This is a genomic window from Actinoplanes sp. NPDC051470, from assembly GCF_040682035.1.
Lineage (GTDB): Bacteria > Actinomycetota > Actinomycetes > Mycobacteriales > Micromonosporaceae > Actinoplanes.
Genome location: NZ_JBFBAA010000010.1, coordinates 189,399 through 210,777 on the forward strand (window position 1 = coordinate 189,399; position 21,379 = coordinate 210,777).

Sequence of the window (21,379 nt, forward strand, 5' to 3'; positions counted from 1 at the left end):
CCTCCTGGGCGCTCCGACTGGGATTGACTCTGAAACAGGTCGTAGGGTGCATCCGTGGCAACTCTCGCGGACGTGGCGCGGCGGGCCGGGGTGTCGACCGCGACCGTTTCGCGCATCATCAACAACAGCCCCAAGCCGGTGGGCGAGGCGCTGCGCGAGCGTGTCCTGGCCGCGGTGGCCGAACTCCAGTTCGTGCCCAACGCCAACGCGCAACAGCTGGCGCGCGCCGACCGGACCGCGGTCGGCGTGATCGTCCACGACGTGTCCGACCCGTACTTCGCCGAGATCACCCGCGGGCTCCAGCGGGTCGCCACCGAGCACGGCCGCCTGGTCATCATCTGCAACAGCTATCGAGACCCCGAGCGCGAGCTGGCGTACGTCGACCTGCTGCACGCCCACCAGACGGCCGCGATCGTGCTGGCCGGGTCGGGCTACCACGACGCCCCGATCACCGCGCGGCTCGACCGCAAGCTGCGCCTCTACGAGAACACCGGCGGCCGGGTCGCGGTCATCGGCCGCCACCAGCACGCCGGCGACGCGATCGTGCCCGAGAACGAGCACGGCGGCTGGCTGGCCGGCGACGCCCTCTACCGGCTCGGGCACACGACGATCGGGGTGATCGCCGGCCCCCGCCACCTGACCACCACCACCGACCGCCTCTCCGGCCTGCGCCGCGCGGCCCGCTCACACGGCCACCGCCTGACCACGAAGCACATCGAGTACGCCGGCTTCGACCGCAACGGCGGCGCCGCGGCCGCGGCGACCCTGCTCGACCGGGTTCCCGGCCTGACCGCGATCGCCGCCCTGAACGACTCGATGGCCGTCGGCGCCCTGGCCTGCCTGCGCTCCCGGCGCATCGACGTGCCCCGCCGGGTGAGCCTGATCGGCTTCGACGACATGCCCATCTCGGTCGACGTCACGCCGTCCCTGAGCACCGTCCGCCTGCCCCTGGAACAGATCGGCGTCCAGGCGATGTCGCTGGCCCTGAGAGCCCGGCCGGCCGACGACGAACCCCAGGTCGAACACGCTGCCGCGACCCTCGTCCTGCGCGACAGCACCGCTCCGCGCGGCTGACGATCGCCGGCCCGGCCGTCGTTCCCCCACCGCCGTCATTCCCCCACCGCCGTCATTCCCCCACCGGCGTCATTCCCCCACCACCGTCGGACGCCGCCGCCCTGTGGATAGTTCTCACGACCGTCGAAATCGCGCGCTACATTGACCGCCCACCCAGTGACGGGCGGGGGAGGTGGCGGCGCGTTCGCTTCGGACGAAGCTGCGCAAATCGGTCATCCTTGGCATCCCGCACCGGCGTCGCGCCTCGCCACCGTCCGACCCGGCCGCCACCCCCGCCGCCAGTCCCGGCCGTCGGCCCTCCAGCCGTCACTCGCGGTAGGGGAACAGGGCGGTGGCCATCGCGGCCAGGCCGAGCAGGATGACGCCCGTTCTCAGCGCCGCGCCCAGGTCGGTTTTGATCTCCAGCAGTTCCTGGGCCACCGCCTTGGCCGGCGACCACGGCTCTTCCTCGACCGCTGGAGCCGGAGACCTGAGACGGGGCCCCTGGATTGATCCCAGCGCGCCGGGCCCGGCCCCCGCGTCGAACCCGCGCTCGGCCTCGGCGAGGTTGAGCGGGCGGAGGGTGACGGCGATGGCGTACTCGTCGAAGTAGCCGGGCACGTCCTTCGGGGCGAAGCGGTCCTCGGCCATCAGCGCGGGCAGCACCCCGAATCCGAGCACCAGCACGGGCAGCAGCCCCAAGCCGGCCCAGCGCAGGCCGCCGGGCGAGGAGAACGCCGCGATCGCCGCGGCCCCGGCCAGAACCACCGCGAAGGCTGGGACGACCACGGCGACCAGGCGGGCGGTGGTGTCCGGTGCGGCCTCCCAGGGCATGACCATCGGGTTGCGGGCGATGTCCCGGGCCACCAGCACGATCAGGACCGCGATCAGGCCGGCGCCGAGCTTGGCCCAGCGACCCAGGCGGGCCCGGCCGAGCACACCGGCCGCGAGCAGCGCGCAGGCGGCGGTCGTGAGGCCTTCGGCGTAGTACCCGGACCGGTCCGGAAGATCGATCACGGCCGCGAGCAGGGCCAGCCCGGCCAGCAGCGCCGGCTTGGTCCACCACGCCGCGGCGCGAGGGAGGGGGCGGCTCCAGATCAGGCCGGCCAGGGCGATGACGGCCGCGGGGCCGCTGTAGGGGAACAGCGGGAGGCTCAGGAACTCGCCCGTCACGTGGATGGCCGCGAGCATCAGGAACAGTCGGGAGTACCAGTCGAGCCGTCGCACTCAGTGATGATCCCTGGTGGAATCGCATTTCCACCAGGGATCAATCGGTCATTCGTGGCGACGCTCAGGGGGCGATCGTGACGGTGAAGGTGTCCTGGTCGCCGCCGTCGGTCTGGCGGGCGGCGCCGCCGTTCAGCAGGACCAGGGCGGTGCCGGCGCCCAGTGAGCCGGGAACGCTGCCGGCGGGCGCCTTGACGGTCCAGACGAGGTTGCGCTGCTGGCCCTCGGCCAGTTTGCCGCCGATGACCGAGCAGCCGTTCGTGGCGCCGCCCGGCGGGCGGGGCAGGACGCCGCCGCCCGTGCAGCCGTCGGCCACGTCGAGGTCGGGCCAGTCCTCGATGCCGGCGGGCAGGGCGATCTCGGCGTCCAGGTCGTGGTGCGGGGCGTCACCGTTGTTGCGGACGGTGACCGGGACGAGGCCCTGGAACGTGCCGTCGGCCTGGCGGCGCAGCACGACGTCGCCGGCGGTCACGGTGAGCGCGGCGGTGGTGTCCTGCTCGTAGGGCACCGGGTTGCTGGTCGAGCCGGTGGTCGACTGGAAGATCGCGGCGAACGAGACCGTCGAGCCGCCGGCCTCGATCGTGCCGAGGTCGGGCGCGATCTGGGCGAAGGGCTGCGGCTTGGCCGGCACCACGAACGGGAGCTCGACCAGGCGGGTCTCGCCGGGCTGGATGGGGTCGAGGCCGCAGTTGTAGATCGTCCGGCGGTCCGGGGTCTGACCGAGGCCACAGGCGCCGAGCTGGTCGGTGACGGCGGCGCTCTGAGCGATCGGCTCGGTGAAGGTCACGTCGCCCGAGTAGGGCTGGTCGGAGGTGTTGTGGAACGAGACGGTGAACAGCGCGGTGTGGCCGAACTCGGCCGGCTGCAGGACGAGCCGGGTGTCGGCCTTGATGGTGATGGTGCCGGCCGGTGCGGCCTGGGCGGCCACGGTGCTGCCGAGCAGCAGCGAGCCGGCCGCGAGCGTCAGGACGCCCGCGCGCAGAAGCGTACGCATAGGTGGTTTTTCTCCTTGATCCCCGTAGTTGCGGAACCACCCTAGCGTGACATCGACGACCGTCACGGTGATTAAATCCACACAGGACGGCTCACTGTCCGCGCGCGGGCGAACCGGTCAGCGGGCGACCGTGATGACGAACGTGTCGCGGTTGGCGTCGCCGGGCTGGCCCTCGAGCGCACCGCCGAGCCGAGCGAGCGCGTCGGCCTTGCCGAGCGGTCCGGCCGGGGTGCCCTCGGGCGCGCGCAGCACCCACTGGGCGGTCCGCGACTCGCCCTCGTTGAGCATTCCGCCCGTCACGTCGCACTGGTAGGTCTCGCCGCCCGGCGGCGGAGGCAGGGTCCCGGCCTTGACGCAGGATTCCAGCGACTCCAGGCCCGGCCACTCGTCGAGGCCGGCCGGGAGCGCCACCTCGGTCACGGCGCCCCAGTTCTGGGCATCGCCGTTGTTGCGGACGGTGACCGGGACGCGGCCCTCGAACGTGCCGTCGGCCTGCCGGGTCAGCGTGACGTCGCCGGCGGTCAGCGACACGTCGGCCACGGTGTCCTGCTGGTACGGGACCGGGTCGGCCAGCGAGCCGGTGGTCGAGCGGAACACCGTCGGGACCCGGATCGGCGTCCCGCCACCGAGGTCCAGGACCGCCGGGTCGGGCGTGATCTGGGCGAATGCCTCGGGCTTGGACGGTGAGGCGAAGCGGAGGTCGACGATCCTGGTGGCTCCGGGCTGGATGCCGTCCCACAGGTCGCAGGCGTTGACCGCACGGCCGTCCGGCTCGCGGCCGACCGCGAGGCAATTGACGTCTTCCCCGGTCCGCAGGCTGTCGCGGATGGGCTCGGTGACCCGGAAGCTGACCCACTGCACGTCGTTGCTGGGGTTGTGGAAGGTCACCCGGAGGCGACCGGTGTGCCCGTACGCACCGGGCTCCATGACGATCTGGTCGGAGACGGAGGGCGGCGCCGCCTGGACCGCCACGGCGCTGCCGAGAAGGGTGGTCCCGGCCGCGAGCGCGAGGACCCCCGCGCGCAGAAGAGTTCGCATGTCTCGGCAATGTACAAGACATCTATGAACGTGACTGTAATGAGCTCCACATCGGACGGAACACGACGTTTTCGTCCACACCGCGGCCGGTCGCGATCCGGCCCGGCCACCCGGGTCGCCAGCCCTACGGGCGGAGATGTCGGGCATTCGGACCGTGCTCAACGATGCCCGCCTCGATCACGGAGCGTCAACACGATCGGGTTGCCGTTCGGGTGCAGGTGGGTTGCCGCGTGATCAGGCGCGGCATGATGGAGGTGTGTCACCGCGCCGACGGATCCTGGTCATGGCTGTGGGCGTACTCGTCGCCGCGGTCTTGCTCGTCGTGGGCCTGCGCCTGGTCCTCGGGCGCGGCGACTCCGGTGAGAGGCCCGATCAGGGCGCGCTGGGCACGGTGATTCTGGTTCCCGGGTACGGCGGCAGCCAGGTCTCGCTCAGCCGGCTGGCGCAGGTGCTGACCGCCGCCGGCCGCACCGCGACCGTGCTCTCGCTGCCCGACGGCGGCACCGGTGACCTGCTGAAACAGGCCGACACGCTGGACACCGCGGTGCGCGCGGCCCTCGACGGCGGCGCGCCCTCGGTCGACGTGATCGGCTACTCGGCCGGCGGCGTGGTCACCCGCCTCTGGGTCGACCGGCACGACGGCGCCACCGTGGCCCGGCGCATCATCACGCTCGGCTCTCCGCTGCACGGCGCCAACCTGGCCGGCGCCGGCGCCGCCCTCGCCCCCGGCGCCTGCCCGCAGGCGTGCCGCCAGCTCGCGCCGGGCAGCGACCTGCTCGCCGGCATCGACGACGCCGACCTGCCCGAGGGCCTGCCCTGGCTGAGCATCTGGACGGCGAACGACGAGACCGTCCAGCCGCCCGAGTCCGCGGTCCTCGACGGCGCGGTGAACCTGCAGATCCAGAGCATCTGCCCGTCGTCGCGGATCCCGCACGGCGCGCTGCCCACCGACCCGGCCGTGACCGCCGTGGTGCTGGCCGCCCTGGGCACGGAGCCCCTCGCCGCGCCCACGTCCTGCCCGGTCTGACCGCTCGCCGCACGTGACGTTGGTGATCGAGCCGGTGATGGCGCTGGCGTGGTCGGAGGCCAGGAAGGCGGCGGCGCGGGCCACCTCAGCGGTCCCCCGCCGCCGGCTTCACGTCGACGACTTGCGGCCGACCGCGCAGAACTGATCGATCTCGCGGCCGTCGGCGTCGGGCCGCCAGCGGGTGACCGAGACCAGGCCGGGCTCGACGTACTCGAGGCCGTCGAAGAACCGCGCCAGGCGCTCGGGGCTGCGCAGATGGTAGGGCAGGGCGGCCGACTCGTTCCACAGCCGCGCGCTCTCGACGATCTCCGGCGTGATGTCGGTGCCGTCGTAGATCGCCAGGTAGCTGCCCTCGGGCACCGCGGCCATGGCCGTACGCACCAGCTGTTGGGCCACCGCGTCGTCCTCGATGTGCCCCAGGACGCCCATGAAGAGCACCGCGACCGGCTCGGTGAGATCTAGCGTCCGGCCGGCCTCGCGCAGCACGTGGTCCATGTCGTGCAGGTCGGCGGCGAGGTAGGCGGTCGCGCCCTCGGGCCGGCTGGTGAGCAGACGCCGGGCCTGGGCGAGGACCAGCGGATCGTTGTCGACGTAGACGACGCGGCTCGCCGGCGCCACCGCCTGGGCCACCTCGTGGGTGTTGTTCACGGCCGGGAGCCCGCTGCCGAGGTCGAGGAACTGCCGGACACCGGCCTCCCCGGCCAGGAACCGCACCGCGCGGACCAGGAAGGCGCGGCTGAGCCGGGCGTGTTCGGCCAGCTGAGGCTGCGCGATCAGGATCTGGTCGCCGACCGCCCGGTCCACCTCGAAGTTGTCGGTGCCGCCGAGCAGGTAGTTCCAGATCCGCGCCGTCTGCGGGACCGAGGTGTCGATCTCTTCATCAGCCACCCGCCCATGCTCCTCTGTGGACGCGCTGTCGTCCAGGCTGCGCCGCCACGGGTGATCAAGTCGGTCGACGAGACGCGGTCCTCCGGCGCGGCCCCGGCCGGAGCGCGACCACGCCCGACTCGGCCGAGGAGCTGCGCGCGGGCCGTCGCCGACACCGTCGCGTTCCTGAGCCGGGTGTCCGGCGCCTGACCGCCGGACAGGCCGGCACCGAGAACAGGGGCGAGGCGGGCGGCCAGGGCTGGGTCGGCGAGCCCGACTTCGGCGATCAGCGCGGTCGTGGCCGCGGCGAGGGCACGGGTGAGTTCGGCCTGATCGAGCGCGCCACTTTATTGGCTGGGCCCCGGGCCGGAAAACGGCGACCATGGCGGCATGGATGTCGGGGGCTTCGTAAGCGACGGCTATGTCGTGGTCCGTGGGGCGTTCGACGCCGCCACGGCCGCGGGCTGCCGGCAGATCATCTGGGACGTGCTCGCCGAGCAGGGTGTGCGGGCCGACGACCGGGACACCTGGCAGCGGCCGTCGATCCGGATCGACACCCCGGACGGGGAGCCGTTCCGGACGGCCGCGGGGTCGCCGGCTCTCGAAGCGGCGTACGACGAGCTCATCGGCGCGGGGCGGTGGAGCCGGCGGCCCGACGTCGGCGGGACGGTGCCGGTGCGGTTCCCGGCCGAGGAGTACCCCGGTGAGGTCGGCTGGCACATCGAGGGCTCCTGGTGGAAGGATGGCGAGTGGTGGGCCGACGTGACCTCCCGGGCGCGTGGCCTGCTGGCCCTGTTCCTGTTCTCGGACGTGGGGCCGGAGGATGCGCCGACCCGGCTCGTCCTGGGCTCACACCGCTACGCGGCGGCCGCCCTGGCCACCCGGGGCGAGGCCGGCATGCCCGGCGGGGACGTGCCCGGCCTGTTGCGCCCGTCGACCCTCGTCCGGACGACGGCCGAGGCCACCGGGGCCGCGGGCGACGTCTACCTGTGCCACCCGTTCATCGTGCACACCGCCACCTGGCCGCACCGCGGCACCCAGCCGCGCATGATGGCCCAGCCCGCCATCCACGTCGCGGACGGCTTCGCGCTCGACGGCTCCGACCCGTCGCCGGTCGCCCGGGCCATCGTCGAGGGCCTGACCGACACCAGCCAGCTCCGGGACGGGTGAACCATCCTCGAAGGCGTGACCGGCACCAGTCAGCTCCGGGACCGGTGAAATCGCGTGCGGCGGCCGGGCCGGCTGGCTACCGTCCGGACGTGGCACACACCTATCCCCCGCTGAACGTGGAAGTCCGCACGCCGCGTCTGACGCTGGCCGGCGCGTCCGACGAGCTGCTGGAACGGCTGGTGCCGCTGGTACGGGCCGGGATCGCCGATGTCGAGCCGTGGCCGTTCGACGACCCGACGTCGTTCTACGCCGACAGCCCGGAGCGTGAATGGCGGTGGTTGCGCGGCGTCTGGGCCGGTCGCGCCCGGATGAGCCCGGAGGCGTGGCGGCTCTACTTCGCCGTGCTGGTCGACGGCGAGCCGGTCGGGATGCAGGACCTCGTCGGCCGGAACTTCACCGCGTTCGGCACGGTGTCCAGCTTCTCGTGGCTGGCCCCCGGCCGCCGCGGACAGGGGCTGGGCAAGGAGATGCGGGCGGCGATCCTGCACCTGGCCTTCGCCGGGCTGGGCGCGCGCGAGGCCGGCAGCGACGCCTTCGTCGACAATGAGGCGTCCAACCGCATCTCCCGCGGCCTGGGCTACGAACCGAACGGCCTGGACTGGGACACCCGCCGCGGCGAGCCCGGCCGGATCCAGCAGTGGCTGCTCACCCGCGACGCGTGGGAGCGCGTCCGCCGGGACGACATCGAGCTGACCGGCGTCGAGGAGTGCCTGCCCGTCCTGAGCATCACGGGCGAGAGCTAGTCGCTGATGTCGCGGGTCATGAAGTTGGCCCAGGCCGCGCCCAGCAGGACCACCAGGAAGACCAGCTGGATGCCGGCGCCGCGTTCGATGTCGCGCCACAGGATCGGGTCGCGGAAGAAGTCGACCCAGGCCAGCCAGTAGCGGGTCGGCAGGTAGGGCCGGATCGCCGCGGCCGCGTCCAGGGTGACCAGCACCTGGCTGGTCACCAGCACGGCCAGCGCGCCCATGGCCGCGCCCAGGCCCGAGTCGGTGATGGTGGACAGGAACAGCGCGATCGCCGCCACCGAGAGCATCGAGATCACGATGTACGCGACCGTGGCCAGCAGGCGCATGACCAGCCCGAACGGCGTGATCGTGACACCGGACAGCGACGTCACGTCGGCGGGGATGGCCACGCCGGCGGCCGGCTCGCCGCCGAACATCGTGATGCCGGTCAGGAACGACGTGAGCAGCACCGCGCCGATCGCGAAGAGCACGAACACGATCAGCGCGACCAGCTTGGCGACCAGCAGGCGGGTGCGCCCGACCGGCCGGATCAGCAGGTAGCGCAGGGTGCCCTGGGACGCCTCGCCGGCCACCGAGTCGCCGGCCAGCACGGCCACCGAGACCGGCAGGAACACGGGCATGACCAGAGCCATCGCCGCCGCCGGATAGAGCGAGCCGTTGCTCAGCACCGCCGACAGGAACGCACCGCCCTGCCCGGGTGGCGGCGGGATCCGGGTGGTCGCCAGGAACACCGCCACCACGAAGGGCAGGGCACAGAGCAGACCCGCGATGACGTACGTGCGGGGCCGCCGGAACAGCTTCGCGATCTCGACACGGATCATGAGACACGGTCCGAACTGGTCGTGGTGGCCTCGAGGACCACCTGTTCGAGAGTTCGCCGCTCGGCGCCGATCGAGGTCACCCGGATCCCGGCCTGGACGAGCTCGGTGTTGAGGTCGCCCGGATCAGCATGCCGCACGGTCAGCCGGGAGCCGTCGCGCTTCTCGACCCGGCCGTTCAGCAGGGCCACCACGCGATCCGGCTCCGGCGTACCCACCAGAACCCGGCCGGTCGGCGCGCGCAGCGCGGACAGCTCGTCCTGCAGCACCAGACGGCCGCGGTCCATCACCCCGACCCGCGAGCACAGCGCGTCGATCTCGCCGAGCAGGTGGCTGGACAGGAAGACGGTGGTGCCCTCGGCGTTGAGCTCGGCCAGCAGGTCGCGGATCTCGCGGATGCCGCGCGGGTCGAGGCCGTTGGTCGGCTCGTCCAGGACCAGGAGCCGCGGTTGCCGCAGGAGGGCGGCGGCCAGGCCGAGGCGTTGTCGCATGCCCAGCGAGTACGCCTTGACGGGGCGCCGGTCGATGCCGGCCAGGCCGACGCGTTCCAGCGCCTCGCCGACCCGCCGCTTCCGGTCGGAACGGCTGCCACCGGGGCCGGCGGCGTCCATCAGCGTCAGGTTGGCCCGGCCGTTGAGGTGCGCGTACAGGCCGGGCCCCTCGACCATGGCGCCGATCCGCGGCAGCGCCTCGCGTACCCGTCGGGGGACCTTGAACCCCAGCACCTCGATCTCGCCGCGGGTGGCGAAGACCAGACCGAGCAGCATCCGGACCAGCGTGGTCTTGCCGGAGCCGTTGGGGCCGAGCAGCCCGTAGCGGTCGCCCTCGCGCACGTCCAGATCGACGTCGTCCACGGCGGTGACCTTCCCGTACGTCTTGACAAGGCCCCTGGTCGTGATCATCGCGCGCTCCTCGCGAGGTCGGCGGCGACGCGGCGCAGCACGGCCGGCTGGACGAAGCCGGCGACCAGGTAGACGCGGTCGGTACTGACCGCGAGAATCGTCAGCAGCCCGGTGCCGAGGACCACCCCGTGACCGCCGTCGAGATGGACGTCGGCGCCGTACGTGCCGATCCGGTCGAACGCCTGGTCGCCGAACCGGCCGGGCAGCGTGATCACCACGAACTGGGCCAGGCCGTCGCCGTAGGACGCGGCCGACGTGAGGCCCTCGACCGCGGTGTTGCGCTGCTCGCCGCCCAGCGTCGCCGGCAGGTCGCCGCCGCGCCGCCGCCGCGAGATCTGACCGAGCAGGTCGGGCGCGTCGGTGACCTGCACGTCGTCGAGGGACGGCGGGGTGACCGTCCGTGCCGCCGGAGCGGTCATCGTCACGGAGAAGAACCGCGTGGTGAACACGGGGCGTTCGCCGCCCTTCGCGGTCACCTCGGCCTGCAACGGCAGCCCGGTCGACGGGTCGGCCCAGACGTCGACGTGGTCGATCGTGGTGTCCGGACCGGCCGGGAGGACGCGCAGGCCGGCGGCGGGGATCCCGGCCACCCGCTTGCCCTCGACCGGCACGAGCCGATCGCCGGCGGAGAGTTTGAGCAGCCGCCGCACCAGCTCGGGCGGGACCAGGTCGGCCGGCCGGGGCAGACGCACCGGCTGCTCGCCGACCACCTGGGTGAGGCGGTTGTCGCCGAAGTCCCAGATGAACTGACTGTCCTGGTACTGGTAGGTGTCGCGCTCGGTGGCGCCGTCGATCACGTCCACCCGCCAGCTGTCCGGGCCGGCGTACCAGACCCGCATCTCGGTGCGGCTGGACAGCGGGCGGGTGATCTCGGTGAGGTTGGGCAGCGGCGGCAACGGCAGCAGGCCGCTGCTCTGCGCGTACCCCTGAAAAGCTTGACCGGCGGACGCGACCATCCGGTCACGCAGGGTCTGCGGGTCGGCGGTGGTCGCGGCCGGTGCGGGCCTCAGGCTCAACACGATGGGTACGCTGCAGAGCACGACGACCACGGCGGCGACCGCGACCCATCGTCGCCACGCCTGCCCGCTGACCACCGTCGTTGGTTGCATTGTCAAGCAAAGGTACCTCGCGTGATCCCGTTCGATGATCTCGTCGCGCCGCTGCGCCGGGAACTCCATGCCCACTGCTACCGCATGCTCGGCTCGAGCCACGACGCGGACGACGCGGTGCAGGAGGCCCTGGTCCGGGCGTGGCGCGGGATGGACCGCTTCGAGGGGCGCGGCTCGGCGCGGTCGTGGCTCTACACCATCGCCACCCGTACCTGTCTGGACCTGATCGAGAAGCGCGGGCGGCGGGCGCTGCCGATGGACCTGGGGCCGGCCAGCGATCACACGGTGCTCACCGACGCGCCGGTGACCGAGGTGGCGTGGCTGGGCCCGTACCCGGACGCCGGGCTGCGCGCCGAGGAGCGCGAGTCGGTCGAGCTGGCCTTCGTCGCCGCGCTCCAGCATCTGCCCGGCAACCAGCGGGCGGCGCTGCTGCTCGTCGAGGTGCTCGGCTTCTCGGCCGCGGAGGTCGCGGAGCTGATGGCCACCACGCCCGCGTCGGTCAACAGCGCGCTGCAGCGGGCGCGGTCGGCCAAGCTTCCGTCGCGTACGCAGCAGCAGGTCCTCCGCAAGCTCGGCGACGCCGGCGTACGGTCGCTGGTCACGTCCTTCGCCGACGCGCTGGAGCAGGGTGACGCCGACGGCCTGGTGGCCCTGCTGACCAAGGACGTCACCTGGTCGATGCCGCCGATGGCCCACTGGTACGCCGGCCTCGGCGCGGTGACCGACTTCGCGATCAAGGTCCCGCTGACCTCGTGCGGCCGCTGGCAGCACCGCCCGGTGGCGGCCAACGGCCAGCCCGCGGTCGCCTCCTACCTCGAGGGCCGGTTCTGGTCGATCAACGTGTTCACCGTGGCCGGCGACCGCATCGAATCCATAACGTCCTTCCTCGGCGACGACCAGGCCGCACTGTTCGGCCTGCCCCTTCACCCCGCACCGGCATAGGGGGATTGTCAGGGCCTCCTCACCGGGGCCCGATCATGCCTACGGTTGAGGCATGACCGAGGAGAACCTGCTGGGCGCCTTCCTCCGCGCCCGCCGCGAACTCGTCACGCCCGCGCAGGCGGGTGTCCCGGTCGTCGGCGTGCGGCGGGTGCCCGGCCTGCGCCGCGAGGAGGTCGCGATGCTGGCCGGCATCAGCGCCGACTACTACCTGCGGCTCGAACGCGGCCGCGACCGCAGCCCATCCGTGCAGGTCCTCGAGTCGCTGGCCCGGGTTCTGCGGCTCGACGACGACGCCCGGGCCTACCTGCTCAGCCTGGCCGCCGACAAGCCCCGCTCGGTGCGCCGCCGCCGCACCGAGACCCTCCCGCCCAGCACCGCCCAGCTCGTCGCCATGCTCCCGCTGCCCGCCTTCGCCGAGGGCCGCTGCCTCGACGTGCTGGCCGCCAACCCGCTGGCCACGGCCCTGTCCCCACGGCTGGTCCCGGGCCGCAACCGGGTCCGCGACGTGTTCCTCGAGCCGGCCGAGCAGGCCCTGTTCCCCGACTGGGAGGTGGCCGCGGCCGGCATCGTCGCCGGCCTCCGCGAGGCCGTCGGCACCGACACCGACGACCCGCGCTTCATCGAGCTGGTCGGCGAGCTGTCCCTGGCCAGCCCCTTGTTCCGCACCCTGTGGGCCCGCCACGACGTACGCCCCCGCGGCAGCGCGGTCGTCCCCTTCCAGCACCCGCAGGTGGGTGAGCTACGCCTCAACCGCGAAAAGCTCCACATCAGCGGTACGGACGGCATCATGCTCGTCATCTACCACCCCGACCCGGGCACCACCGCCGCCGACAAACTGGCCCTCCTCAGCTCGGCGATCCTCACCCCCTAGGTCCTGTCTCAAATTCGCTTTCGGGGCAGAACAACTGGGATTGAATTTGAGACAAGACCTAGGAGACCCCGCCCATGTTCTGCCGGTCCGACCGCTGTCACCCGCCCGCGCCGCCGACACCCCCGCCCGCCACCGACCCCAAGGCCTGCGTGGTCGTCCAGTCCCCCCGCCGCTGGAAGCACAAGCCCCGCCGCCCCGGCCGCAACGCCGCCTACCGCCCCGCGTCACGCTGACGCGATCCCGGCCACCTGGGTATTGAACGTGACGAACGGGCTGTGCAGCCGGTAGGGCTCGATCTCGACCCGGGCGAACCCCGCCGCGCGCACCAGGCCGGCCAGGTCGCGCTCGCACGAGCAGCCCTCGAACGTCCAGGCCCACGGCCGGCGCAGCGCCCGCTGAAGCACGCGCGTCGGGGCGCCGTCCCGCGCCACGACGTGCTCCACGAAGCGGAAGGTGCCGCCGGGACGCAGGATGCGGCGGACCTCGGTCAGGACCTCGGCCGGGTCGGCCACCGTGCAGAGCACCAGCGACGAGATCACGCAGTCGGCGCTGCCGTCCGGCAGGCCGGTGCGCTCGGCGAGCCGGTCACGCAGATCCAGATGTACGCCACGGCGCTCGGCCGCCGCCCGCAGCCGCCGGTGCATCGGCACGTTGGGCTCGATGGCGATGAGGGTCGACCCCGGCCGCAGGTAGCGGAGGTTCGCGCCCACCCCCGGCCCCAGCTCGACCACGGTCGCGGGCAGGCCGGCGTAGACCCGCCGCTTGTGCCGCCGCACGTTCCGTTCGATGTACGGCCCCATGACGCTGAAGAAGGCGGCGTTGAAGGCCCCGCGCGCCCGATGCACCTCGAAGCCGGTCCTGATGTCTGTCACGGGAGCCACTCTGCGCGCCGCCCGCCGGCCTGTCAGGCGTGGAACTACCCCAGTGTGCGGTTTTCGCTGACCCAGCCGGCGATCTGCGCGCGCGACCGGAACCCCAGCCGCAGCCGGATCCGTTCCACATGCCCTTCGGCCGAGCGCTCGTCGATCCCCAGCCGCGCCGCGATCTCCCGGTTCGTGCACCCCTGGCGGACCAGGTCGGCCACCTCCCGCTGGCGAGCCGTGAGCCCGTCGGCCCGTCGCCGCGGGACGGGCAAACCCAGGAACCGCCGGACCACCCGGATCAGTTCGTCCCGGTCCCCCGCGTACGGCAGATGCGACCGCCCCGGCACCAGCTCCAGCCGGGCGCCGCCGATCCCGCCGGCCAGCGCTTCCGCCTGCGCCACGGGCGCCGCCCGATCTCCCGTCCGATGCACCACCAGGGTGGGCGCCCCCACCCGGCCCAGCCGGTCGGTCACGTCGAGCTGGTAACTGAGCGCCAGCAACGCCCGCGCGGTCGCCGCACTGGAGCAGGCCCGCTGATACCGGGCCAGCTCGGCCCTGGTGGCCCGATCGGCGTCCGGCGCGAAGATGTCGGTGAGCACGTCGGACCCCAGCCCCCAGTGCGATTCGATCAACCCCAGAACATGATCGCGTACGCCCGGCGCGGACAACTCGTCGCCGCGCACCCAGCCGCCGTACAGCACCAGCCGCCGCACCGTCTCGGGATGGTCCGCGGCCCAGGCCACCGCCACCGGCGCGCCCATCGAGGTGCCCATCAGATCGAACGGTTCACCCAGCGTGGCCGCGACCGCCCCCAGCTGTTCGAGCTCGAACTCCAGCGAGGCCGCCCGCCCCGTGCCCGCCGACAGCCCGCACCCGGCCCGGTCGTACCGCACCAGCCGGCCGTCGCGGGCCAGCCCTTCGTAGAGCGCCCGCTCGGCCGGCAGCTCCCATCCCAGCTCGAGGTGCGTGAGCCAGCCCATCACATAGACCAGCGGCCGCCCGCTCCCGACCACGGCGTAGGCCACAGCGGTGCCATCCCCCAACACCACCTGATCAAGCCGCTGCCGCACCAGGCGATTATCACCCCGGACTAAGATCGTCCAAATGCCGTTCCAGGGTCCGGAGGCCGTCGGCCGGCGGTATGCGCTTCCGGTTCACCCGATGCCGGGCGGTGACGCCAACCGGTGTTACGCGCTCGGCGACTCGCTCGTTCTGCGGGTTCCCCGCGACGCCTCGGCCGCGGCTGATCTGGCGCGCGAGGCGGTCGTCATCCCGTACGCGATCGCCGCTGGGGTGCCGACGTCGTCGATCGTCGAGTACACCGGCGATCACATGATCGTCACCCGGGTTCCGGGCGCGGACGCCGTGGACGTGCCCGTCTCGGCTGAATTCTACGAATTGGTGGGTGAAGGGCTGGCCGCCCTGCATACGGTCACGTCCGTGCCGGGGCTCCCCGCCGACGCCCCCGACGACCCCCTCGCGCTGGTGAACACGTATGCGGGCGACGGGCTCATCGACCCGGCGACGGCGCACTGGCTCACCGCGTGGTTCGAGAAACTGCGACGCCCGCCGCTGCCGGTCGTTCTCGTCCACGGTGATGTGGCGCCGCAGAACCTGATGGTGGACGCCGGTGGGCGCTTCACCGGGTTCGTCGACTGGGGTGACGCCCGGCTCGCCGACCCGGCCACCGACTTCGCGAAACTGCCGCTGCCGTCGGTGGATCAGGCCCTCCGTGGTTACCTCGGCTCCGCCGACCTGGGCGACTGGCCCGCCCGGGTCCTGGGGCACCACCTGCATTGGGCCCTCGGGCGGCTCGCCAGCCCCACCCCGGTGCCCGCGGGGCGGCACTGGACCGCGTCGCCGTACGCGCGGCTGTTCGGCATCATGCGGTTCTTCACGGCGCCGCCCGAACCGTGGGCCGGGCTTCTGCCCTAGCGGCCTAGCCACGCGGGTCGGTCACCGAACCCAGGAACAGGATCGTGCCGGTCGGCCGGTCGGAGATGGTGAACATGAACGGGCGGTCGACGCGGAAGACGCGCCGGCCGACCTGGGCCGAGGTGGCCATCGCGCCGCCCGAGACGGCGGCCGCCTCGGTGCCCTTCTCGTCGACCCGGATGTAGGTCTTCTGCACGACCTTGCTCAGGGCGGTCGCCTGCGGGGACAGCGGGCGGAAGTCGGCCTGGCCGGGTGCGAAGGCGGTGGGCATGCCCAGCTGCTTGAGCTGGTCGGTGAGCTCGCCCTTCCAGCGCAGCTCGAACTTGGGCAGGGCCACCTCGTCGATCCGCTCCTCCTCGATGCTGTCCACGGCCGTCCGCCATTCGGCGCCGTCGAGGCGGGGCATCTGCTCACCCTCGTCGGGCAGCATGATCTCCATGCCGTAGCGGCCGTCCTCGCCGTAGGGCAGGCGCAGCATGCGGTAGCCGTCGCGCTCGGCGTACCCGAAGGTCGCGTTGCTCTTGTGCATGGTCGGGACATCGCCGATGGCGCCGAATCTGGCCGGGCGGGTGGCGGCGGGGTCGAACTCGGTCTTCCACTCGCCGAGGAAATACACCGCGTTGAGCAGCACCATGACGGCCTGGGGATCGGGCAGGCCCAGGTCGGCGGCGATCTTGTCGATGCGGCCGTTGGTGTTCTCGGCGGCCCAGGCGTCGATCTCCTCGGCCGTCTCCGGCGAGCCCAGGTCACGCTGCTCGGCGGTCGCCCCGAAAGCCTTGCGCGCGAAGGTCAGGTAGTCCTTCTGCAGCGGCACACCCTGGCCGGCCCAGAGCGAGTCGGCCACCGACAGCGTCACGTCGTCGGTCGCGGCCAGCTCCCGCAGCAACGCGCCCACTCGCACGTCACGCCGCTCGCGGAGGTGGAGCACGTCGGCGATCTCGTCGGCGGTCGCACCATCGGCGCCGGCCAGCAACATGGCCAGCAGCACGGTGATCGACAGCGGCGACGTGACCGTGTTCTGCCGCTTGTCGTCGACCTGGTCGAACAGCTCGAAGGCGAACTCGTCGACCGACTGCCCGACCGTCCGGGCGTCCCCCGGCGCCAGCTCGGCGACCAGCTCGGGATCGATCCGAGCCGCGTCCCCCGGCGTGCCCGGCCCACCACACCCGGCAAGCACCAGCACGATGACCAGAAGTAAGGCTTTGACCCGCACGGCGACTTGGACGCGGCTCGGTTCAGAACGGTTCCAGCACCGCGATCGCGGACTCGTGCAGGCTGCTGAGCCACACGCGGCCGTCGTGCTCCCGGACGCCGGTCACCATGTGGAACCGGTCGAGATGCTCCTGATCGTCAACCGACAGGTCGTGAACCAGCGTTCCCTCGGTGGAGTAGGCCTGTACCCGGATCGTCCGCCGCTCGGAGGGTTGCAGACGCTCGGGGATCCGGGTGACGCCCCGCCGCAGCCACATCGGACCGCGTTGCAGCCGCTCGACCAGCGGGTCGCGCGGGCTGGCGAGCGCGACCCAGATCAAGCCGTCGCCACCGGAGGACAGGTTGTCGGGGTAGCCGGGAAGATCGGACACCAGGACCTCGCCGGCTCCGGCCCGCGGCCCGGTGAGCCACCGGCGCATGAGCGTACGCGTGGCCGTCTCGGCCACCACGATGAACGACCCGTCGCCGGCCAGCGCCACCCCGTTGGCGAACGCCAACCCGTCGAGCAGCGTCACGACCTCACCGTCCGGCCGCCACTGGAGCAGCCGCCCGGTGCGGGTCACCTCGACCATCTCGGCCTTCCACTCGGCGATCGGGTGGACGGTCGACGAGTCCGAGAAATAGACGGTCCCGTCGCCGGCCACCGCCGCGTTGTTGCAGAACCGCATCGGCACGCCGCCGACCGCCGTCACGAGGATCTCGACCGCTCCGTCACCGGGGTCGACCAGCAGCAGCCCGCGCACGGCGTCGCAGATCAGCAACCGCCCGTCCGGGAAGAGCTCGATGCCGAGCGGTCGCCCACCGGTGTTCGCGACCGCGTCGACCCGCCGGCCGTCCGCGCTGACCCGGTGCACAACGCCGTCCTTGGTGCCGGTGAAGATCGAGCCCTCGTACGCGCCGCCGGTAGCCACCACGACGTCCTCGGTGCCCTCGCCGGGCACGTCAACGAGCCGGAAGCGCATTGCCCCACCGCCTTTCCGGGCCAAACACTAGACCAACCGACGACCGGACTCCACCGATATGATCGGGTGTGACCTCTTTGCGGACGGAACGGCTGGAGCTGCGGGGCTGGCGGGACGACGATCTCGACGCGGTCGTGGCGATGAACGCCGACCCCGAGGTGATGCGCTACATCATGGACGGGTCGGTGCTGGATCGGCGGCAGAGCGCGGACAAGCTGCGGAAGTGGCGGCGGGACTGGGAGCAGCGCGGGTTCGGGTTGTTCGCGGTCGACCTGCGTTCGACCGGCGAGTTCGTCGGGTGGGCGGGGCTCGCGGTGCCCGAGTTTCTGCCCGAGGTGCTGCCGGCGGTCGAGATCGGGTGGCGGTTCGTGCGCGGCGCCTGGGGCCATGGGTACGCCACGGAGGCCGCCCGGGCCGCGTTGCGGTTCGGCTTCGACGAGGTGGGGCTCGATCGGGTGGTCAGCATCAGGCATGTGGACAACGAGCGCTCGGCACGGGTGATGGAGAAGCTGGGGCTGGGGTACGAGTTCAGCACGATCGTCCCGAGCACCGAGCAGCCCGTTGCCGTCCACGCGACGGGTCAGCCGTACACCTCGAATTCGTAGACGCGGGCGGCGCTGGTGCCGGACTGCTCGGCGGTCAGCACGTCGAGGCGCACGTAGCGGCCGGTCGCGCTCGCGAGGTGGGTGGTCACGTCGGCCGTGTTTCCGCGGGCCTGGACGACCGTCGTCCAGGTGGTTCCGTCGGCCGAGACCGCGATGTTGTAGTCGCGGGTGTTCCACGACGCCGACTCGCCGCCGGCGCCGGCATGCCGTACCACGAAACCGGTCAACGACCGGCCGGCGCCGAGGTCGACCTGGAGCTGCTTGGTGGCGACGGTCGAGCACCACTTGTCGGTGGTGCCGCCCGAGACGCTGCCGTTGACCGCCTTGGCCGGCGCCTCGGTGGTGGCGCACGACGCCGAGCCGGTGGCCGTGCGGTTCAGCGCGAGGTTGCTGCCCGGCGGCAGGGACGGCGTCGTCGACCCGGTGGCGTTGTTGACCGCGGCCGCGTACTGCGCGGGGGTGCCCTGCGCGGCGCAGGCCTGCATGTCGTCGAAGAGCCAGAGGAAGCCGCCCGGGATGCCGGCCGAGCTGGCCCAGCCGCGCATGCGACTCTCGACGGTGGCGGGGGTGTCGCCACTCGCGCAGCCGCTGCCGTGCCGGCTCCACAGCCCCGGGTCGACCGGCATGCCGAGCTGCTGGGCCCAGGTGGCCGGGTTGTTGCCAGCGCCACCCGCGTACGCCTGGAGGTAGACCCGGTCGACGGCCGCGCCGAGGTTGTTCTTGAGGCTGCGCCAGAAGGCCATGTTCGTGTACGGCACGAAGGTGAACTTGTAGCCCTGCCCGATGACCATGTTGGCGAACGCGGTGGTGGTCGTCAGGTCGTACTGCTGCTCGTCGTCGTCGTTGATCGCGTCGGCGCCGGTGATCGTGCGCAGCACCTGGAAGTTGCGGTAGAGGACGCTGCCGGAGCCGGTGCCGTCCCGCTCGATCAGGGTCTTGATCGCGCCCCAGTCGTTGGGGCCGGCCGACCCGACCGACACCTCGATCCGGTTGACCGACGTGGGCGCCCGCTTGAGGGTGGCGAGCCGGGCCGGCCAGCCCGAGTCGCCCACGTACTGCCCGTTGGAGATGATGCGGATGTCGTTGAGCCACAGGTCGCCGGTGTCGGCCCGGACGTGGATGGCCCAGAGCACGACGGTGGTGAACCCGGAGGACCGCAGGGTGTCCATGACGCCCTGCCCGCCGCTGTAGAACGGGCCACCGCCGTAGATGGCCGAACGCCCGGCCGCGGCCGAGGCCGGCGAAGGCACCCCGGTCATCACCATCGAGACGATCACGGCCAGGAGAATTCCGATTCGGACACGCATGAGCACCGCCCACCTCGCAGCCATTGATACGCGTCGATCTTAACCGCCGTTGGCCGAGAAGTGCATGAAGTCCTTCAAAAAGCGGTAGTCGCCGCCCCACTCCCAGCCGACCGAGGCGAACGCCCGGACCACGGGACCGCCCGGCCGGATCATGCCGGGCCGGACCTCGCCCCGATCGAGGTAGGCGGTGGCCAGCTCGGGGAGCAGGACCTTGCCCTTGTGGTACGGGTTCTGGAACGGGTTGACGTCCACGGCCAGGCCGTACGCGTGCTGTGACCACGCCTTCTGACCGCGCACCGGCCGGCACGCGAAGACCGAGGTGGTGTTGCCGTCGCCGGTCGGCGGGGCGTTGAGCTCGGCGCTGCTGGTCACTTGCATCCGCTCGATCGGGTATCCCTCGGCGAACAGCGTGCCGAAGACCTTGACCAGCGCCTCGGCCGCCCGCCGGTGGACCAGCAGCTCGCCGGTGTGCGCCCGGCCGTCGAAGCCGCGGAAGCCGACCGTCAGGTAGCGCAGGTCGGTGGCCGCCACCGGGCAGCCCTTGGTCCACGTCGAGCGGGCGAGCACGTCCGGCGGCACGGCCTGGATCGTGGCGTGGAAGGCGCCGTCGGCCGGGGGCGGGCGGTCGTCCACCGTGATGATGGACCGGTTGCGCAGCTCGGGCGGGGTGTCCTGGGCCACCCCGACCCGCAGCCTTCGCGTCCCGAACCAGGCCGGCGCGGCGGAGGCGCCGGCCGGACCGGGTGCGGCGGACGAGACCGCGGGCGCGGGAGACGGCACCGGGGACGGCGCGGGAGAGGATGCGGGAGGCGGCTGCGGGCTGGAGCAGCCCGCAAGCACGACGCACACCAGCAGCACGCGCGCCTTCACGACGTCACGGCGGCCCGGATGGCCTCGGCGACGGTCTCGGTGGCCACCGCCCGGAGCAGGTCCAGGTTGACCGGACCCGCGGACTCCCCCGTGGCCAGGGCGACCAGGGCGTCACCGTCGAAGCGCGAGTGGGCCGGGTGGATCGCCCGCGCATAACCGGCGTGGCCACTCTGGGCCAGCAGGTAGCAGTCGGTCTTCGACAGCGCCGCCGTGGTCAGCACGACCCCGATCGTCGTGTTCTGCATCTCGAACCCGCGACCCGGTTCGGCCGGCGGCTCCGGGACGCTGCCCCCGGCGATCACATCGCCCCAGGCGTTGACCGCGATCAGGGCCGCCACCCGCACGGATCCGGCCGAGCGTACGGCCACGCCGATGCCGCCGGCGTCGAGGCGGCCACGCCACTTGCCGGTGGTCGCCCCCGTGCCCGCGCCGGCCCGGCCGGCGGCCAGCGGCTCGTCCGACAGCGCGGCTTCGAAGGCCGCCCGGCCGGAATCGGCCGTCGGCGGGGCGCCGCCGGCCGACGCGTCGAACAGCGACAGGCCGACCACGATCGGCACCGGCCCCACCGGCGTCTCGAAGCCCTGCCCACGCTCCCGGAGCGCGCCCACGACGCCGTCGGCGGCGGACAGGCCGAACGCCGAACCGCCGGACAGCACCACCGCGTCCACCCGGTTGACCAGGCGGGTCGGGTCGAGCAGGGCAAACTCGCGGGTCGCCGGGGCACCGCCGCGGACCTCGCCGGATCCGACGGTGCCGGGCGGTGGCAGGATCACCGTCACCCCGGTGCCGTCGCCGGTCCAGTGGCCGGCCCGTGCCGACAGGAACTGGCTCATAGGGCCGAATCTAGCGTCCTTGTGT

At 72.5% G+C, this 21,379-nt stretch carries 22 protein-coding genes; 8 read left to right on the forward strand and 14 right to left on the reverse strand.

Going from position 1 to position 21,379, the window contains the following annotated elements:
* The first annotated feature begins 54 nt into the window (after positions 1 to 54).
* On the forward strand, positions 55 to 1,074 hold the full coding sequence (locus AB0M54_RS19760) for a LacI family DNA-binding transcriptional regulator (RefSeq protein WP_364319440.1): 1,020 nt from the start codon (positions 55 to 57) through the stop codon (positions 1,072 to 1,074).
* A gap of 306 nt (positions 1,075 to 1,380) precedes the next feature.
* Here AB0M54_RS19760 and AB0M54_RS19765 read toward each other — a convergent pair whose 3' ends face one another.
* The 3 genes from AB0M54_RS19765 to AB0M54_RS19775 all read right to left on the reverse strand — a co-directional run bounded on the left by AB0M54_RS19765 (position 1,381) and on the right by AB0M54_RS19775 (position 4,312).
* Positions 1,381 to 2,280: a hypothetical protein gene (locus AB0M54_RS19765; RefSeq protein WP_364472907.1), complete on the reverse strand. Its 900-nt coding sequence runs from the start codon at positions 2,278 to 2,280 to the stop codon at positions 1,381 to 1,383.
* A 64-nt stretch (positions 2,281 to 2,344) separates the two neighbouring features.
* Entirely contained in the window at positions 2,345 to 3,274 is a 930-nt protein-coding gene (locus tag AB0M54_RS19770) for a hypothetical protein (protein WP_364472909.1), read from the reverse strand.
* A gap of 117 nt (positions 3,275 to 3,391) precedes the next feature.
* Positions 3,392 to 4,312: a hypothetical protein gene (locus AB0M54_RS19775; protein ID WP_364472911.1), complete on the reverse strand. Its 921-nt coding sequence runs from the start codon at positions 4,310 to 4,312 to the stop codon at positions 3,392 to 3,394.
* Positions 4,313 to 4,568: 256 nt separating this feature from the next.
* Here AB0M54_RS19775 and AB0M54_RS19780 point away from each other — a divergent pair, with 256 nt between their 5' ends.
* Positions 4,569 to 5,339 carry a lipase gene (locus AB0M54_RS19780; RefSeq protein WP_364319447.1) on the forward strand — a complete coding sequence of 257 codons (771 nt, stop codon included), beginning with the start codon at positions 4,569 to 4,571 and terminating at the stop codon, positions 5,337 to 5,339.
* A gap of 108 nt (positions 5,340 to 5,447) precedes the next feature.
* Here the strand turns inward: AB0M54_RS19780 and AB0M54_RS19785 are convergent, their stop codons facing one another.
* Positions 5,448 to 6,227: an SAM-dependent methyltransferase gene (locus AB0M54_RS19785; RefSeq protein WP_364319449.1), complete on the reverse strand. Its 780-nt coding sequence runs from the start codon at positions 6,225 to 6,227 to the stop codon at positions 5,448 to 5,450.
* 369 nt (positions 6,228 to 6,596) lie between these two features.
* On the opposite strand from AB0M54_RS19785, the gene AB0M54_RS19790 reads away from it, so the two are divergent.
* Together AB0M54_RS19790 and AB0M54_RS19795 are read left to right on the forward strand one after the other, a co-directional pair.
* On the forward strand, positions 6,597 to 7,376 hold the full coding sequence (locus AB0M54_RS19790; protein WP_364319451.1) for a phytanoyl-CoA dioxygenase family protein: 780 nt from the start codon (positions 6,597 to 6,599) through the stop codon (positions 7,374 to 7,376).
* An 89-nt stretch (positions 7,377 to 7,465) separates the two neighbouring features.
* The gene (locus tag AB0M54_RS19795) at positions 7,466 to 8,119 is read left to right on the forward strand and encodes a GNAT family protein (RefSeq protein WP_364319453.1); all 654 of its coding nucleotides are present in this window, start codon (positions 7,466 to 7,468) and stop codon (positions 8,117 to 8,119) included.
* On the opposite strand, the gene AB0M54_RS19800 is transcribed toward AB0M54_RS19795, so the two are convergent.
* Genes AB0M54_RS19800 through AB0M54_RS19810 form a run of 3 tightly spaced genes read right to left on the reverse strand, consistent with a single transcriptional unit; the run spans position 8,116 to position 10,954 of the window.
* Positions 8,116 to 8,946, reverse strand: coding sequence for an ABC transporter permease (locus AB0M54_RS19800; RefSeq protein ID WP_364472913.1), 831 nt, complete (start codon positions 8,944 to 8,946; stop codon positions 8,116 to 8,118). The two genes, AB0M54_RS19795 and AB0M54_RS19800, sit on opposite strands and share 4 nt — an antisense overlap.
* Positions 8,943 to 9,845: an ABC transporter ATP-binding protein gene (locus AB0M54_RS19805; RefSeq protein WP_364472915.1), complete on the reverse strand. Its 903-nt coding sequence runs from the start codon at positions 9,843 to 9,845 to the stop codon at positions 8,943 to 8,945. Before AB0M54_RS19805 ends, AB0M54_RS19800 begins: the two co-directional genes overlap by 4 nt.
* Positions 9,842 to 10,954 carry a hypothetical protein gene (locus tag AB0M54_RS19810; RefSeq protein WP_364472917.1) on the reverse strand — a complete coding sequence of 371 codons (1,113 nt, stop codon included), beginning with the start codon at positions 10,952 to 10,954 and terminating at the stop codon, positions 9,842 to 9,844. Before AB0M54_RS19810 ends, AB0M54_RS19805 begins: the two co-directional genes overlap by 4 nt.
* A 21-nt stretch (positions 10,955 to 10,975) precedes the next feature.
* On the opposite strand from AB0M54_RS19810, the gene AB0M54_RS19815 reads away from it, so the two are divergent.
* On the forward strand, positions 10,976 to 11,896 hold the full coding sequence (locus AB0M54_RS19815) for a sigma-70 family RNA polymerase sigma factor (RefSeq protein ID WP_364319461.1): 921 nt from the start codon (positions 10,976 to 10,978) through the stop codon (positions 11,894 to 11,896).
* Positions 11,897 to 11,948: 52 nt separating this feature from the next.
* Complete coding sequence (locus AB0M54_RS19820; RefSeq protein WP_364319463.1) at positions 11,949 to 12,767, forward strand: helix-turn-helix transcriptional regulator; 819 nt, start codon at positions 11,949 to 11,951, stop codon at positions 12,765 to 12,767.
* 224 nt (positions 12,768 to 12,991) lie between these two features.
* Here AB0M54_RS19820 and AB0M54_RS19825 read toward each other — a convergent pair whose 3' ends face one another.
* Together AB0M54_RS19825 and AB0M54_RS19830 are read right to left on the reverse strand one after the other, a co-directional pair.
* On the reverse strand, positions 12,992 to 13,639 hold the full coding sequence (locus tag AB0M54_RS19825) for a methyltransferase domain-containing protein (protein WP_364472919.1): 648 nt from the start codon (positions 13,637 to 13,639) through the stop codon (positions 12,992 to 12,994).
* Between the two features lie 44 nt (positions 13,640 to 13,683).
* Positions 13,684 to 14,700, reverse strand: coding sequence for an alpha/beta fold hydrolase (locus AB0M54_RS19830; RefSeq protein WP_364472921.1), 1,017 nt, complete (start codon positions 14,698 to 14,700; stop codon positions 13,684 to 13,686).
* 34 nt (positions 14,701 to 14,734) lie between these two features.
* Between AB0M54_RS19830 and AB0M54_RS19835 the strand changes: the two genes are divergently transcribed.
* Positions 14,735 to 15,565: an aminoglycoside phosphotransferase family protein gene (locus tag AB0M54_RS19835; RefSeq protein ID WP_364472923.1), complete on the forward strand. Its 831-nt coding sequence runs from the start codon at positions 14,735 to 14,737 to the stop codon at positions 15,563 to 15,565.
* Positions 15,566 to 15,569: 4 nt separating this feature from the next.
* Here the strand turns inward: AB0M54_RS19835 and AB0M54_RS19840 are convergent, their stop codons facing one another.
* The gene (locus tag AB0M54_RS19840; protein WP_364472925.1) at positions 15,570 to 16,778 is read right to left on the reverse strand and encodes a serpin family protein; all 1,209 of its coding nucleotides are present in this window, start codon (positions 16,776 to 16,778) and stop codon (positions 15,570 to 15,572) included.
* A gap of 22 nt (positions 16,779 to 16,800) precedes the next feature.
* Positions 16,801 to 17,739 (reverse strand): SMP-30/gluconolactonase/LRE family protein, encoded by a 939-nt coding sequence (locus AB0M54_RS19845; RefSeq protein ID WP_364472927.1) that lies wholly within the window; start codon positions 17,737 to 17,739, stop codon positions 16,801 to 16,803.
* A 68-nt stretch (positions 17,740 to 17,807) separates the two neighbouring features.
* Between AB0M54_RS19845 and AB0M54_RS19850 the strand changes: the two genes are divergently transcribed.
* Positions 17,808 to 18,344 carry a GNAT family N-acetyltransferase gene (locus AB0M54_RS19850; RefSeq protein ID WP_364319475.1) on the forward strand — a complete coding sequence of 179 codons (537 nt, stop codon included), beginning with the start codon at positions 17,808 to 17,810 and terminating at the stop codon, positions 18,342 to 18,344.
* On the opposite strand, the gene AB0M54_RS19855 is transcribed toward AB0M54_RS19850, so the two are convergent.
* From AB0M54_RS19855 to AB0M54_RS19865, 3 genes are read right to left on the reverse strand one after another with little or no spacing between them, the layout of a single operon-like run.
* On the reverse strand, positions 18,320 to 19,651 hold the full coding sequence (locus AB0M54_RS19855) for a discoidin domain-containing protein (protein WP_364472929.1): 1,332 nt from the start codon (positions 19,649 to 19,651) through the stop codon (positions 18,320 to 18,322). The two genes, AB0M54_RS19850 and AB0M54_RS19855, sit on opposite strands and share 25 nt — an antisense overlap.
* A 39-nt stretch (positions 19,652 to 19,690) precedes the next feature.
* The gene (locus AB0M54_RS19860) at positions 19,691 to 20,521 is read right to left on the reverse strand and encodes a M15 family metallopeptidase (RefSeq protein WP_364472931.1); all 831 of its coding nucleotides are present in this window, start codon (positions 20,519 to 20,521) and stop codon (positions 19,691 to 19,693) included.
* Positions 20,518 to 21,354: a P1 family peptidase gene (locus tag AB0M54_RS19865; protein WP_364319481.1), complete on the reverse strand. Its 837-nt coding sequence runs from the start codon at positions 21,352 to 21,354 to the stop codon at positions 20,518 to 20,520. The genes AB0M54_RS19860 and AB0M54_RS19865 overlap by 4 nt, the downstream gene beginning before the upstream one ends.
* Positions 21,355 to 21,379 lie beyond the last annotated feature (25 nt).